The sequence below is a fragment of the Bacillus sp. (in: firmicutes) genome (genome assembly GCA_017656295.1).
Classification (GTDB): Bacteria; Bacillota; Bacilli; order Bacillales; family JACDOC01; genus JACDOC01.
This window is the reverse complement of the sequence record JACDOC010000001.1, coordinates 34,980-48,817: the sequence shown is the minus strand read 5'-3', so window position 1 is coordinate 48,817 and position 13,838 is coordinate 34,980. Positions and strand designations below refer to the sequence as shown.

Annotated in this window: 13 protein-coding genes and 4 tRNA genes; 2 read left to right on the top strand and 15 right to left on the bottom strand. The window is 38.5% G+C overall.

From position 1 onward, the window contains the following. Window positions 1–4: 4 nt before the first annotated feature. From H0Z31_00250 to H0Z31_00230, 5 genes are all read right to left on the bottom strand, one after another. Entirely contained in the window at window positions 5–808 is an 804-nt protein-coding gene (locus H0Z31_00250; protein ID MBO8175865.1) for a two-component system regulatory protein YycI, read from the bottom strand. Beyond that, window positions 795–2,114, bottom strand: a complete 1,320-nt coding sequence (locus H0Z31_00245; protein ID MBO8175864.1) for a transcriptional regulator — start codon at window positions 2,112–2,114, stop codon at window positions 795–797. The genes H0Z31_00250 and H0Z31_00245 overlap by 14 nt, the downstream gene beginning before the upstream one ends. Beyond that, complete coding sequence (gene walK, locus H0Z31_00240) at window positions 2,111–3,934, bottom strand: cell wall metabolism sensor histidine kinase WalK (GenBank protein ID MBO8175863.1); 1,824 nt, start codon at window positions 3,932–3,934, stop codon at window positions 2,111–2,113. The genes H0Z31_00245 and walK overlap by 4 nt, the downstream gene beginning before the upstream one ends. A 4-nt stretch (window positions 3,935–3,938) precedes the next feature. After that, window positions 3,939–4,646, bottom strand: coding sequence for a response regulator transcription factor (locus H0Z31_00235; GenBank protein MBO8175862.1), 708 nt, complete (start codon window positions 4,644–4,646; stop codon window positions 3,939–3,941). Between the two features lie 516 nt (window positions 4,647–5,162). Then, the gene (locus H0Z31_00230) at window positions 5,163–6,635 is read right to left on the bottom strand and encodes a peptidoglycan DD-metalloendopeptidase family protein (protein MBO8175861.1); all 1,473 of its coding nucleotides are present in this window, start codon (window positions 6,633–6,635) and stop codon (window positions 5,163–5,165) included. 536 nt (window positions 6,636–7,171) lie between these two features. Here H0Z31_00230 and H0Z31_00225 point away from each other — a divergent pair. After that, the gene (locus H0Z31_00225; GenBank protein ID MBO8175860.1) at window positions 7,172–7,564 is read left to right on the top strand and encodes a GNAT family N-acetyltransferase; all 393 of its coding nucleotides are present in this window, start codon (window positions 7,172–7,174) and stop codon (window positions 7,562–7,564) included. Between the two features lie 575 nt (window positions 7,565–8,139). Here the strand turns inward: H0Z31_00225 and H0Z31_00220 are convergent. The 10 genes from H0Z31_00220 to H0Z31_00175 all read right to left on the bottom strand — a co-directional run bounded on the left by H0Z31_00220 (window position 8,140) and on the right by H0Z31_00175 (window position 12,685). Next, window positions 8,140–8,212, bottom strand: a tRNA-Phe gene (locus tag H0Z31_00220). A 373-nt stretch (window positions 8,213–8,585) separates the two neighbouring features. Next, window positions 8,586–8,661 (bottom strand) — tRNA-Asp (locus H0Z31_00215). Between the two features lie 45 nt (window positions 8,662–8,706). Continuing rightward, window positions 8,707–8,778, bottom strand: a tRNA-Glu gene (locus tag H0Z31_00210). 7 nt (window positions 8,779–8,785) lie between these two features. Further along, window positions 8,786–8,861 (bottom strand) — tRNA-Lys (locus tag H0Z31_00205). A gap of 548 nt (window positions 8,862–9,409) precedes the next feature. Further along, on the bottom strand, window positions 9,410–9,766 hold the full coding sequence (locus tag H0Z31_00200) for a cupin (GenBank protein MBO8175859.1): 357 nt from the start codon (window positions 9,764–9,766) through the stop codon (window positions 9,410–9,412). 198 nt (window positions 9,767–9,964) lie between these two features. Further along, the gene (locus H0Z31_00195; protein MBO8175858.1) at window positions 9,965–10,381 is read right to left on the bottom strand and encodes a DUF350 domain-containing protein; all 417 of its coding nucleotides are present in this window, start codon (window positions 10,379–10,381) and stop codon (window positions 9,965–9,967) included. Between the two features lie 65 nt (window positions 10,382–10,446). Next, window positions 10,447–10,632: a hypothetical protein gene (locus H0Z31_00190; GenBank protein ID MBO8175857.1), complete on the bottom strand. Its 186-nt coding sequence runs from the start codon at window positions 10,630–10,632 to the stop codon at window positions 10,447–10,449. A gap of 12 nt (window positions 10,633–10,644) precedes the next feature. Next, entirely contained in the window at window positions 10,645–11,919 is a 1,275-nt protein-coding gene (locus H0Z31_00185; protein ID MBO8175856.1) for a glutathionylspermidine synthase family protein, read from the bottom strand. Next, window positions 11,919–12,221, bottom strand: a complete 303-nt coding sequence (locus tag H0Z31_00180; GenBank protein MBO8175855.1) for a hypothetical protein — start codon at window positions 12,219–12,221, stop codon at window positions 11,919–11,921. The genes H0Z31_00185 and H0Z31_00180 overlap by 1 nt, the downstream gene beginning before the upstream one ends. Continuing rightward, window positions 12,218–12,685, bottom strand: a complete 468-nt coding sequence (locus H0Z31_00175; GenBank protein ID MBO8175854.1) for a hypothetical protein — start codon at window positions 12,683–12,685, stop codon at window positions 12,218–12,220. The genes H0Z31_00180 and H0Z31_00175 overlap by 4 nt, the downstream gene beginning before the upstream one ends. Before the next feature lie 117 nt (window positions 12,686–12,802). On the opposite strand from H0Z31_00175, the gene H0Z31_00170 reads away from it, so the two are divergent. Then, window positions 12,803–13,828: an NAD-binding protein gene (locus H0Z31_00170; GenBank protein ID MBO8175853.1), complete on the top strand. Its 1,026-nt coding sequence runs from the start codon at window positions 12,803–12,805 to the stop codon at window positions 13,826–13,828. Window positions 13,829–13,838 lie beyond the last annotated feature (10 nt).

Genomic DNA, 13,838 nt, shown 5'->3' with positions numbered 1-13,838 from the left:
CTGTTCACTCCATTATCCCCTGTTTTTCCGATACTTGGAACACTTGTCCTTCAATTGCATTAACAAAAATATCTTCTACTTTTTTCGTATCTCCTTGTTCAATCACAAAGTGCCATGTTGGGGTTAATACTTGTGACTCTGTTAATTGTACTAACGTATAGTACCCGAGTTCAACCTTGGTTATTTTACTATCGGCTTTTATTAATCCTTGTTGATGAATCGTTTCAATGGCCCGAATAGCTGGCAAAATGTTTTCATTGGCGAGTTCTTGTATGTCTTCGAGCAATGTTTGTTCGTACCCAATGATTTGATTTTGATCATTTAAATTTACTATTAAACGTCCATTGACGTTTTTAAAAAACAATTTTTGATTATATTCCTGGTATAAGATGAGGCGATTTTGTTCCTGATCCCACTTCCAAAACCGGTATTGCCCTCCTTGATAAACATACGTTTTTAAAAACGTATGAATCATTTCTTGCTCCATGTTTTCCTTTACTGAAATCGGTTCGTCAAAAATAGATAGAAGAGTGGTCCCGTTTTGAATGGTAATCGATTGATTTGGTAATTCTTCCAAATTGACATCCGAAAAATTTTTTGATTTCGCTGTCAAATACTTTCCTTTCGTGTTTTCACTTGGGAGCTCGACGTATTGAATGCCATTGTCTTTTAATTTTTCTTCAATGGACGCATCTTTTGTCATATTCAATTGACTGGCATGTCGCTTATCAAGAAACTGAACAAATAAAAAGATATCTAAAATAAAGAAAACGATAATAAAGATCGTCTTCGTTTTACTCCAGTCCACGATTCGTTACCTCCTCATCAGACGTCAAGCGGAGCCACGAACCGCCATACCGATAGTACCATGAAGGTTCAAAGATGAGAACTTTCGGTGTTTGCGGATCTCGATACATTTTATACCCAATCGTCACGTCTTCTAAATATTCGAGTTCAAAATCAGGTCGATTAACGAGTTGGTCTAACATCTCATATCCAGACGGTAACGTGATATGCTCAGCGGTTAACGGTAAATTGAGAGTATAAAACGGGCGAACGTATTTGTATATTTCATTATTTCCCCAAAACTCCACAATTTCGGCCATTCCTTCTTCATTAAACACCGGAAACCCATCAATAAATAAGCGGAACGATACTTTTTGTTCAGCGGGACTCATCCCAAAGTAAAGATAATCATCCGTCCATCCACCATGATCATTAATAAAATCAATCGTTTGTTGTAACAAATCCCCATTTTTTAACATAGAGAAAGACACCCGATTATTGGCTGGATTCACATAAGTAATAAGGCTTCGTTGATAATCGACATTCATCATACTCGTTCCATCTGTGTACTGATCTCCTTGATCTAATAAATCTTTCGTTACAAAGCTAGGGTCGCTAAAAAGCGCTAACTTAAACTTATCAGGATTAATGACATACGTATAATACTTAATGACCGAAAATTTAAGGGCATCTTGCGGTAAAAATAATTTCCGAATGCCTTGGACGTCATAGTCAAAATAACGAGTATAATCTTCTGCTTTCTCCCACGTACTTGCTAGAAACGGATAGGAAAGTGGCGATTCCAGATGAGCTTCAATGACAAGTCGCTTCTCGTAATTCACAAAATAGACGTCCGCTTCATGCTTATTTGATTCGTTCATTTCAATGATTAAACGATCAAAAGAAGAATTGCTCAAAGAGTCATCGTCGATACTAATAACGGAATTAAATACGTCAAAAGGAACAATATCAGGAAAAACGATTTCGATTCGTTGATCTCCATGCACAAGCGAAAAAAATTCACTCGAATTCAGTTCTTCCGAAAGGTCTTGCCAATCATATAAGTCCCATTTTTTCATCATCTGAATGAACTTTTCGATAACATTCGGTTGGACCGTTCCATAATGATAGCCATATTTATGAAAAAGTAATAACGTTGGCCGAACGACGTCAGAAATGTCCCGTTTTTCACTGATCGAAATTTCGTGAATGTAATTATTGTCAATCGTATCGTAAGCCGGTTGATACGTCCATAAATTATACGTTAACACAATGCTTAACAACGCCAAAATGGTCAAAATTACTGACTTTATCGTTTCATATCTCATGACCAATCATCCTCTTGTGTACGGTCATATGGAAGAGTGAAGTAAATCGTTGTTCCTTCGCCTTCCACACTCGTCGCCCAAATTTGTCCACCGTGTGCAACGACCATTTCTTTCGCAATGGCTAGTCCTAGACCTGTTCCGCCCATTTTACGTGAACGCGCCTTGTCTACACGGTAAAAACGTTCAAAAATTTTCTCTAAGTTTTCCTTTGGTATGCCCATTCCTTCATCGGAAATGCTCACTTCAAGAAAATGCTCTAATTCCTTTACCTTGAAGGTAATTTGACCACCCTCAGGAGAATATTTCAACGCATTACTAATAATATTGTCAATGACCTGCGTAATTTTATCTTCATCAATTTCTACAAACATTGCTTTGTTTGGAAGCTCTCGTTTAAACGTTATATGTCGTTCTTTTGTGAGTTCGAACCGGTCAATAATTCGATGGAAAAATTGTGTGAAGTCGACCCAATCTTTATTTAACCGGTAGTCCTTACTATCCATTTTGGATAGTTGCAATAAATCGTTTACTAATCGAATCATCCGCTCAGTTTCATTTTGGGTAACTTCTAAGAAGCGTGGAGCAATTTCTTCATCTCTCCAAGCACCTTCAGCTAATGCTTCTAGATAGCTTCTCATCGTTGTTAACGGAGTCCTTAATTCATGGGATACATTGGCGACGAACTCTCGGCGTTCTCGATCAATTTTCTCCTGTTCGGTAATATCGTGTAAAACCGTAATTAATCCATTTACAAATCCAGTCTCTTTTTGAATAATAGAAAAGTTTGCCCGTAAAATATAAGGATCTTCCGGTGTACTATAATCAAGAATGATTGAATCTCGCTCTTCTAATAAATCTTCAAATGTGTACTTGCCTTCAAGTCCAAGCAATTTAACAATGGGATACGATAACACTGTTTCACGTGAAACATTCAGCATTTTAGCAGCTGGCTCGTTAATTAAGATGACACGACCTTTCCGATCAGTAGCAATGACACCATCGGTCATATAAGACAAAACGGAGGACAGTTTTCTCCGTTCCCCCTCTGTTGTTGCTTGTGCTTCTTGAAGCTTTTTCGTTAAGTTATTAAACGAGACAGCAAGCTGTCCAATTTCATCGTATCCGTATACTTTAACTTTCCTTGAAAAATTCCCTTTCCCCATTTCAATCGCTTGTTTACGCATATCAGAAATAGGACGGGTAATGGTTTGTGCTAATAAGACCCCTAACACCGCTGTAATAGCGAGGGCAATCGCTGTCCCCGTAGCAAATATTTCGTTAATTTCATTCATTTGATCGAAGACGTTCTCAATTCTCGCAATTAAGTAGATCGCCCCTAGCACTTCTCCTTCGGCTTTTATGGGAGTGGTTAACACCCAAATGCGATGCCCGGTCTGTTTGTCAATTAAAATTTCTTCTTCGACATTACCGACAGCTAATGTCCGCTTAACAATGACTTCTGTTGTCCGTTGACCAACGATTCCTTGGTTATTAATATCGGATGTTCCAATAATTTTACTTCTGTTATCAATGACACGAACTTCCGGAATATCCGTCGCCACAAAATCGATTAAAATATTTCGAATCTCTTCCGATAACGGAGGGTCCCCTTCTTTTCGTTCACGTAACATTTCCTCACGTAGGTTATATTCAAGTAAATTCACACGTTCTAGAACGGAATTTTTAAAGTTCGTGACCAATTTGTCCTCTAATTCACGAACGAAATAAACACTAATAATTTGCATTGCAATTAAAATAAGCAATACATAAATTAATACAAATTTTAAATGAATGGAACGAAAAAAACCTACTTTTTTCATGGCGTTACTCCTGCTCAGGGTTGCGTAAGTAATAGCCAACTCCTCTTCGTGTAACAATCCAAGTTGGATGGCTTGGATTATCTTCAATTTTTTCCCGTAAACGTCGAATCGTCACATCGACGGTCCGAACGTCCCCATAATAATCATAACCCCATACCGTTTGCAACAAATGTTCACGTGTCATGACTTGTCCGATATGTTTCGCTAAATAATGAAGCAATTCGAATTCACGATGCGTTAATTCAATCGTTTCTCCTCGTTTTGTCACCATGTACGCATTCGGATGAATGACGAGTGAACCTACCGTAATTTCATTTTGATCTTTGTCTTCCTCTTTCGTCGCTGATTGCTGATGTCGACGTAAATTCGCTTTGACCCGGGCGATTAATTCGCGTGTGCTGAACGGTTTCGTTACATAGTCGTCAGCCCCTAGTTCTAAACCAAGTACTTTGTCAATTTCCGAGTCTTTAGCAGTCAACATAATAATCGGCATTTCATATTTTTTTCGCACTTCTCGGCACACTTCCATGCCATCGCGGTTGGGAAGCATAATATCTAATAAAATAAGGTCTGGTTTAATTTCTTCTACCATTTGTAATGCTTCGTCCCCATCGAAGGCACAATGTACTTCGTATCCTTCTTTCTGTAAATTAAACTGTAATATTTCGGCAATTGGTTTTTCATCATCAACAACTAAAATCTTTTTATCCATCATTTATACTCCTTTATCTATATTTTATTTTATTGACATTTCATAGCCTAAAATCATAACGTTGGGAAGTCATACTTTTCTAAAATTACTTTATCATGTTCTTTCTTTGAATTCATCCGTTCGATGTTTACAAGTTTATTTCAATTGTTAGAATGTCCAACTTTTATGCTCTAGTTTCTTTCTATTTAAAAGGCTCTACCCTAAAATAACTGTGGATAACTTTTACTGTTATTTCATTCATCGATGTGCTAAGGGCAATTGGCATGAATGTCTGTTAAACGTTACTGTTGATATTTATACATTTCGCTTGTGGCGGACGCTTTCCGCGGGCAAGCCGCAAGCCGCTTCCCTCGCTACGCTCAAGTATGGGTCTTGCGGCTTCTTGTTCCCGCTGGAGTCGCCGCCTTTCACTTTATGTGAACAACTTGCTTAAAATCAACAATAAAATATAACATAGCCATTAAAAAAAGGGGAAAGGCCATTTAAAGGGGAAATTCCTTTAAATGGCCTTTTTTATTAATGTAAATAGTTTAATGGGTTTTGTAGCACTCCATTTTTATACACTTCGAAATGGAGATGGGTTCCCGTAGAGTTTCCTGTAGATCCCATGACTCCTATTTTTTGACCTTTAGAGACGGTTTGACCAACGGATACATTAATTGTGCTTAAGTGCGCGTATACCGTCTTAAACCCATTTTTGTGGTTAATCACAATTTTCTTTCCGTAACCTCCGTCCCAGCCGGCAAATGTAACGACTCCGTTATCAGCCGCTTTGATGGTGTAGTTGCTTGGTCGAGCAATGTCAATTCCTTTATGGAATTTGCCCCAACGATACCCTTGTTTACTAGAAATATAACCACCAACGGTTGGCCAAGCAAAATTTCCAGTACCTCGGGAAGGAATCACTTTTGTTCCTTTAATGACAATATGATTAACTGGTTCTTTTAAAATTTTATCTTCTTTTATTTGTTTACTTGTTTGAATGCCGTTCGTTTCGGTTATTACATAAGTAACGGATCGTTCACCGTTTTGACCTTCTTGCTTAACGCGTGTTTCTCCCTTGAAAAGAGATTTATCTTCAATGACTTCTTTTTTATAAGGAATCGTTTCTTTTTTGTTTACTTCTTTTTGAACGACGATATGAACAAGAGGTTCATATACAGTTACATTAAGTTCTTGACCGATTTGAAGCAGCGTATCTTCCGTTACTCCAGGGTTGAGTGCAAGGAGTTGTTTTAATGAAAGATTATGCTTTGATGCGATGGAACCAAGCACTTCGCCTTCTTGGACAACATATTTTTTCTCTTCAAGCGTCCCTTTTTTCAAGTAGTTTACCGTATCTTCAACAGACATGAGTTGGCTAGGTTCAACCATTTGCGTTTCCAATTTGACATCTTCCACCATCTGAACATCAATAATACGAGATTCGCTTTCTTTTAGTAGTGGAAGTGGTTGATTAGAAGCTTTTTGTTCTTCAATCAGTTTTAATTGTTCCGCTGAAACATACGATAATTTTAATTGCTCTAACACTTTGTCCGCGTCTTCTTTTGATTTTACATATACTGCAGGCTGGTCATTGACTACAATCGCTACCGCTTCCGTTTCAACAGACAATGTTTCACGTAGCTTTTCAGCTGTTCGTTCGTTATCGACTGTTTTACGATAAACGAACTCTGGAATGTACGTCACATCTTTTCCTAATTCAAATTCGTAATTACCATATTTCTCTTTGTACTCACTCATTTTATCGGCAATTACTTGATTAATGACAGATTGATCAGAAACTGTCCCAATGTATGTATCATTCATATAGACATGATAGACGGTTTCAAACATTCCGTTTTCTTCTGATGCAGAAACCGTATGTATCGAAATAGCTGAAACGGCTAACGCTGTAATCACTGTCTTCTTTAATAAGCTAGTAGAAATTGAAGAAACGGACACTTTTATTTTATTGTGAATATCTTTTAATCTATTAAGTAAATTCATTGTCAATTTCCTCCTACAACTCGTACCTGTCGGAAGAACGCAACTTTTGTCGCTTGTTTCCTAACGTTAAATATTCGAACAATTTCACCTTTTATACTTTATCATAAAATAGTTTAAAAATTAGCATTGTTAAAGTAATGTAACAAAAATGTATTATTAGATACAAAAAATGACTGATTTTGTAATTATTTGTCACTTTTTAAGATTAGTAGATAGGTTTTGTCGAAAAGAGGAGGAAATTTTTCATTAGAATTTTTATTTTCAGCGTTAATTTGTGCGTTAAAAGTATTACTTAAACTGATTTTCACACACACACGTTGTTTTTTAATTATTTCTCTCTTATAACCGAAACCCGTTAGTATCTTCATGATGGTTAACAGGAAAGTATGGTTGAATAAGGGAGGAATAATAGAAAGAATATTGAACATCTAAGTAAAATAAATGTATGGGTGGAATATATAATGTATATCACAAGATGGGCAACAAAAAACGAACTATTAATGCTTGCAGAATATTGGTTTAAAATGGCATGTGAGATGGGGGAAAAGGATGGTATACCAAAACCAAACATAGAACGTATTAACGAAATTAGAAATTTATTTCTTAAGGAGAGTGAAGAGAATAATCTAGGTTTCAGGGTTGCAGTTGATGAGAATGGAAATATTGTAGCATGTGCAGGGGGACTTATTAGAATGGAGTATGCGAATCCACTAAGTGAAGAACAAACCCCTTTTGGTTGGGTAATTTGTGTTTATACAATTAAAAATCACCGAAGAAAAGGACTAGCTTCTCAATTGGTGACAGAAGTCTGTTCTTGGCTAAAAAAGCGGGGAGCAAAAAGGGCTAGACTATGGGCAAGTTCACAGGGGAGGAGAATCTATGAACGTATTGGATTTTCCCCCATGCTGGATATGGAAAAAGTATTGTAATAAGTAATTTTTCTTCCACGAACGAGTGCTCATTAAAGGTAAAAGGAGAGTACATATTTTATTCATGGTAAGTATGTACTCTCCTTTATTTTTTAAAATTTTTATCATGCGGATCAAGTGGTACAACTCAGAGCTATTTCGAAAATGTCTTGCTTGTATCTACCGAGCCTTTCTGCTTTTATGTGATTAATGGCTACCCCAGTTTCGCTGGGTTAATTTTGAGTAACAAAAAAGCCACCTTTGTCCCAGGTGGCGCTAAGGTTCTCTGTATATACCATTCATTCTTATTATTTTTGCTCTTCGTCCCGCTCTCAGTATGCTTATTCAAGCAGCGGCTCGAGCGGTACAACTCGCAGCTTTTTTGTCGCCGAACTCTCAGGAAGTTTACGCAAGGAGTGGCTCGAGTGGTGCGCTCGATGTTTCGCTCTGTCGTTTATTCATTCGTACGCCACCGACTGAGCTACCAAGCCTCACATGCTTTAGATGAATTTGTTTAATCATTTTGTGTATACGGCAACTTCGCTAGCTTTTATCTTGTAATAAAAAAACCACCTGCTTTTACAGGTGGTTGCTGATGGCTCGGGACGGAATCGAACCGCCGACACAAGGATTTTCAGTCCTTTGCTCTACCGACTGAGCTACCGAGCCGTATTTATTATCTAATCCTAAATTAATAGCTGCTTTTTAATTCCTCGCCCCGCTCTTAGAAAGCTTTTTCAAGTAGTGGTTCGAGCGGTGCGCTCGATTTTCGTGTCCCGCTCTCAGTATGCTTACTCAAGATGCAGCTCGAGCGGTACAACTCGCAGCTTTTTCAAAGAAGCAATGCTCGTTGCTCTACCGACTGAGCTACCGAGCCGTATTTATTATCTAATCCTAAATTAATAGCTGCTTTTTAATTCCTTCGCCCCGCTCTCAGTATGCTTACTCAAGATGCAGCTCGAGCGGTACAACTCGCAGCTTATTCAAGGATGTTTCGCTCTTAGCTACCGAGCTTGTATATGTATTTAAGAGCAAAAAAAAATGGCGGTCCCGACGGGAATCGAACCCGCGATCTCCTGCGTGACAGGCAGGCATGTTAACCGCTACACCACGGGACCTTATGTATTTTTAATGACCGAGGCGAAAACGTCGCCTCGGATAGATGACCCGTACGGGATTCGAACCCGTGTTACCGCCGTGAAAGGGCGGTGTCTTAACCACTTGACCAACGGGCCATGTTCTTGGTGAGCCATGGAGGACTCGAACCTCCGACCCTCTGATTAAAAGTCAGATGCTCTACCAACTGAGCTAATGGCTCAAATTGGTTAGGATGATGCATATTTTTGTGTCCCGCTCTCAGGATGCTTATTCAAGCAGCGGCTCGAGCGGTACAACTCGGAGCTTATTTTTGTCGCCCCACTCTCAGGAAGTTTACGCAAGGAGTGGCTCGAGTGGTGCGCTCGATGTTTCGCTCTGTAGTTTATTCATTCGTGCTCCACCAACTGAGCTAATGGCTCAAATTGGTTTAGGATCATTGCTTTTTAACACAACGCTTCGTCGTGTTTCGACATCTCCTGACAACGTTTTTTATATTATCATAGGATTTTATTGAAATGCAATACCTAAATTAAATTTTTTTTTAAATTTGATAGATAAATAAAGATTTCTTTCATTAGGGCTTTTACGCAATTTATATTTTAAGTGATGTCACGAAACGATACGATAGAGCTAACAAAAATAAAACGCCTAGGGTATGTTCTAAACGTCCTAGACTGTTGACAAAATTACTGTTATTCAAGTAAAGCGGCCTTTTATGGAATAAAAAGAAGCTGTACATATGTAATGCACCCTTTTGTTGAATATCATTTATTTCTTTAAAGTCATAATAGATGAGGGGTTTAATTCTTCACTTTCAATGACAATAGCAGTTAATCCACTATTCGATTTTGTTTCGTGCCACTCATCTTTCTCCCAAAATACCGCATCTCCAGCTTGAACTTTAAAATATTCTTCTTTTTCACCCCTCACATAACCCTCTCCATTCATAATAAGGAGTAGTTGAGGAACAACAGCTTGATGATATCCTATGGTACCGTTTGCTTCTAAATACATACACCCAATATGAGCTGGTTTTTCAGTCTTAATAATACGCGACATTATAAAATCTGAATTAAATTTTGAAATTTTCTTACCAATCTCTTTATCAAATCTATAAAACTCCATCATGTCCCCCCTCATTTTTTCGGATATAAATAAAATCGAGTAAACTACATAATCATCCTCTAAATTGTTTTATTGAACGATCCTTCCGATTATTGAACGAAGTAATAGCCTCTATTTACCTTTGATTTACTTCCTAACAATTTCTCCTATATTCAATTAACAGAACGCTCAGGGTATGTCCTAAGCGTTCTAATAATATTAATAAGTTAAGCTGGCAGCGACGATTAAGCCAACAGCGATACTAGCGGAAAATAGACTGAAACCGATGGCGGTGTTTCCTTCTTCTACTTTTTTCGCTAAGTTTGTTTTAGGAGTAAGGATGTATTCGATGATATAGTAGGAAACGACTTGAGTCACAATACCGACAAGTCCCCAAATAAATGCATCGAGTAAGCTGACACTGCTAGCCCAGACGGTAAAAATGACAATCGCTAATCCTAGTCCTTTTCCCCATAGTTTGAGAGCCACCGCTAAGTTTCCTTGTTTAATTAATTCCCGTTCGGAAAACTTGGTCGTCAAAGAAAAAACGATAATTCCTAACAGCAATAAGAACAGTCCAACCCCTACGTGTGCTAAAAAGTTTCCAAATGATGATAACGTAATCAGTTCATCCATGATGATTCCTCCTTTTTTATTTAGTCTCTACCCTAAAATAATTGTGGATAACTTTTACTGTTATTTCATTCATCGATGTTCCAATGGCAATTGGCATGAATGTCTGTTAAACATTTCGCTGCAGGCTGAAGCTTTCCGCGGGCAAGCCGCAAGCCGCTTCCCTCGTAACGCTCAAGTAAGGGTCTTGCGGCTTCTTGTTCCCGCTGGAGTCGCCGCCGTGTGAATAACTTGCTAAAAATCAACACTGACATATAACATAGCCTTTATTTAAAACCTATTGGTAAAAAGTACGATGCATTATCGGTGATGGGGCCACCCGCACGAATGCCAATTGCGCTTGGTTGTCCGTTGAGGATAAAACACCCGTACATAATATGAGCCGTTTGTTCTCCTTTTTCAGTTTGAATCGTATGGGTCGGTAAAGGGATGTACTGCTGAAATACGGGAAGAGAATCGGTATACGTTTTTTGCTTATCTTCTATCCATTTCTCTCCGCCCGGTAGATAAATAACCACTGTGTCGCCTTCTCGTCCAAAAGCTGGTTTTTTGACAAAAGGAATTTCTTCTTCGACAAATACGTCTTTGTCTAAATATGTGGGTAGAAAATACGTTTCTATGACTTTTCGTTCATTTTCCGTAAAAATGGGATGTCGCTCTTCGTACAGCCCCCAAATTAAGGCCATCACTGCCTTTGATTGTAGTAAAAACGAAGAAACAGGATTTAAAATCATCAGTTTGTTATTTTGGACGAATTCGAGAAGCATTTGTCCGACAGGTTCTCCCGTATATGGGTCGCGGTCATCGATTAGATGCTCAATCGGGTACGTTTGGCGATACAATATATCAATTTTTTCCCCATTCGGTGTAAAAACTCCTGCTTCTTGGACGATCGTTTCTCCATCCATGATCTGTTGAGGTAACAGCCGTAGATCAGATAAGCTCACATATTTCGCTTCCACTTTCGCTATTTCCATTAAATATCGAGTCGTTAAATAATCTTCTTCATGGTCATCGTGGGACGTAAACACAATCTTCGGAGGGTGGTTCAATTTTAATCGTTTCCATGCCATTCGAATCGCTTTTCGAACGGTGTGAGCCAGCAGTTGCTCACAGCCTTCATTCGGGTTTTGGACACCAAATTCCTGACATACTTTTCCGTTAACGAAAAACGTTTCCTTAATAAACGTCGGCGTATCGGCGTTAAACTCGAGTAATTTGATGTCAGGACCGTTAACGACAAAGTCAAAACGACCAATAACACAATTCATCGGAATAGAGTGCAATTTTAAAAAGGGAACGGTTGCTTTTGGAAACCCTAGTTGAAGAAGTGTCTCGTCTTCTAATCGTCTTAAAACAGGAGCTGTTTTCGCAAAAATTGACCATACCTTCTGAGCAGCATCCCGAATCCTTTCAATTTGCTCTTGCGTCTCCACTTTCACATCGTATAAAGCATATTCTTCGTTGTATAAATTCGGCCAAAAATAGGGAATTTGTTTATAAAAGGTACGACGTTTTTGCTGAAAAGGGGTGAGAACCATTATCCGCCAAACCCACCTTTAGTCCCGCTTCCAATTCCCGCTTTATAGCCTTTGTAATAAGACTGATACGTTGAAGATTGTTTAAGAGACGATTTACTCTTATAAAATTTGCCTCCATGATAATAGTGCCCCCGATAATATGAATGGTCGTCATCACAGTAAAACGTTCCTGATTCGTCATCCCACTCCCAATCGTCACAATCAATCTGCTGTAATTCCGGTGGCAGGGCTTGCTCATCATTACACCCAGCTAACACTAACGTTGCCATCACCCCGGCTAACATCGTTTTCGTTTTGTTCATGACCATTCCTCCTCTAACTCGTATCCAGTCGGGGTCACATATAATATATACACCATTCGGTCTTCATCGATTTCGGCTGAATCTCGTTCCCATTCTTTCCCTTGTTCATAAATGTACACTGAACCGATCACGCTTAACACGTCTAAATGGTGATGAAAATGATACGTCTGAATAAGCGGATGGTTTTGCCGTTCATTTAACTCCCGTATCTCTAATTTAATGCCTTCTCTTGCATCTGAATCTTCCGTATCAGGGGCCGATTCCTCGTAAATTTGTACATAAATGACAAATAAGTTTCCTTCTTTGGCGGATGACACTTGTTTGTACGTAACCCCATTTTTTACAAAAAACTCACATTCACGTCTCGCTAAAATTTGTTCTAATTCAATGTTAGGGTAGTGATATAATGGCTCATATTCATCGTTCCACTTTAAGCGTCGGTACTCTAAAACTACGTTCGCCATTCCTAAACTCCTCTTCCTCTTTTCTATCTTTCTACGAGTTAAGTGTACCCTGAGTTTCGTTTCCAAATGATAACTTTAAAAAAATTCATGATAATATGAAGAAAAGGGGGGAATTAGATGACGATCTTTTTACGACTTTGGAACAAACTCATGAAACTTGAATTTTTATCCATCTTTTTGCTTTCACTTTTGATCATTCTGATTGGTACGGTATTCATTCATGTATTAGAACCGGAGGACTTTCCAACATATTTTGAAGGATTTTGGTGGACCATGACGACATTAACTACCGTCGGTTATGGCGATTATTCACCTACGACGGTCTCTGGTAGACTTCTTGGTATTTTTTTATTTGTCTTTGGTATTGGTTTAATTGGGGTTTTAATTGGAAAAATCGTCGATGCTTTTACATCTTACTCAAAATTGAAAACGGAGGGAAAACTTATGTATAAAAAGGAGAACCACTACATCTACATCGGCTGGTCAAATCGGACGAAAAAAACCATTATGGAAGTATTAACCTATGATCCAGACGTAGAAATCGTTCTAATCGACGACTTACCTAAAACCCCCATCGAACATCACAAAGTCCATTTTATTCAAGGAGATCCGTCCGATGAAGAAGTGTTGTTAAAAGCGAATATTTTAAAAGCGAAGCGAGTGGCCATTTTTGCAGATACGCGGATAAATAATCCGTTGTTAGCGGACGGAAAATCGTTGTTAATTGCTTCCGCAGTCGAAGCTCTTTCGGAAAAACATGGGCAAAATATACATACCGTCGTAGAAGTTTGTGAGGAAAAGCATATACCGAAATTTAAACATATTCAAATTGATGACTTTATCTTATCGAACGACTCCATTTCCTTATTAATGGCGAAGGCAACCCTTCATCCGGGAACAACTGGTTTATTCCGACAGTTGTTAAGTAAAACCTATGGCAGCAATATTCACGAGTTACACCCAAAAAAAGAATGGAAGACATATGAAGAGGCGTACCAATCGTTATTCGAGCACGGAGCAGTTCTCGTTTCCGTCAATGACAAAATGGATTTTGCCCAAACCCCTAAACACCCATTAACCGAAAACGATTTGCTGTATATCGTTTGTAAAGATGAGGTGTTTAACGCCATTTCTTCTAAATAAAAGAAACACC

Bases quoted from the DNA above. Each gene is read 5' to 3' on its own strand.
- H0Z31_00245 (MBO8175864.1), bottom strand. From the start codon at position 2,114: ATGAGATATGAAACGATAAAGTCAGTAATTTTGACCATTTTGGCGTTG.
- walK (MBO8175863.1), bottom strand. From the start codon at position 3,934: ATGAAAAAAGTAGGTTTTTTTCGTTCCATTCATTTAAAATTTGTATTA.
- H0Z31_00235 (MBO8175862.1), bottom strand. From the start codon at position 4,646: ATGGATAAAAAGATTTTAGTTGTTGATGATGAAAAACCAATTGCCGAA.
- H0Z31_00230 (MBO8175861.1), bottom strand. From the start codon at position 6,635: ATGAATTTACTTAATAGATTAAAAGATATTCACAATAAAATAAAAGTG.
- H0Z31_00225 (MBO8175860.1), top strand. From the start codon at position 7,172: ATGGGGGAAAAGGATGGTATACCAAAACCAAACATAGAACGTATTAAC.
- H0Z31_00200 (MBO8175859.1), bottom strand. From the start codon at position 9,766: ATGGAGTTTTATAGATTTGATAAAGAGATTGGTAAGAAAATTTCAAAA.
- H0Z31_00195 (MBO8175858.1), bottom strand. From the start codon at position 10,381: ATGGATGAACTGATTACGTTATCATCATTTGGAAACTTTTTAGCACAC.
- H0Z31_00190 (MBO8175857.1), bottom strand. From the start codon at position 10,632: ATGTCAGTGTTGATTTTTAGCAAGTTATTCACACGGCGGCGACTCCAG.
- H0Z31_00185 (MBO8175856.1), bottom strand. From the start codon at position 11,919: ATGGTTCTCACCCCTTTTCAGCAAAAACGTCGTACCTTTTATAAACAA.
- H0Z31_00180 (MBO8175855.1), bottom strand. From the start codon at position 12,221: ATGAACAAAACGAAAACGATGTTAGCCGGGGTGATGGCAACGTTAGTG.
- H0Z31_00175 (MBO8175854.1), bottom strand. From the start codon at position 12,685: ATGGCGAACGTAGTTTTAGAGTACCGACGCTTAAAGTGGAACGATGAA.
- H0Z31_00170 (MBO8175853.1), top strand. From the start codon at position 12,803: ATGACGATCTTTTTACGACTTTGGAACAAACTCATGAAACTTGAATTT.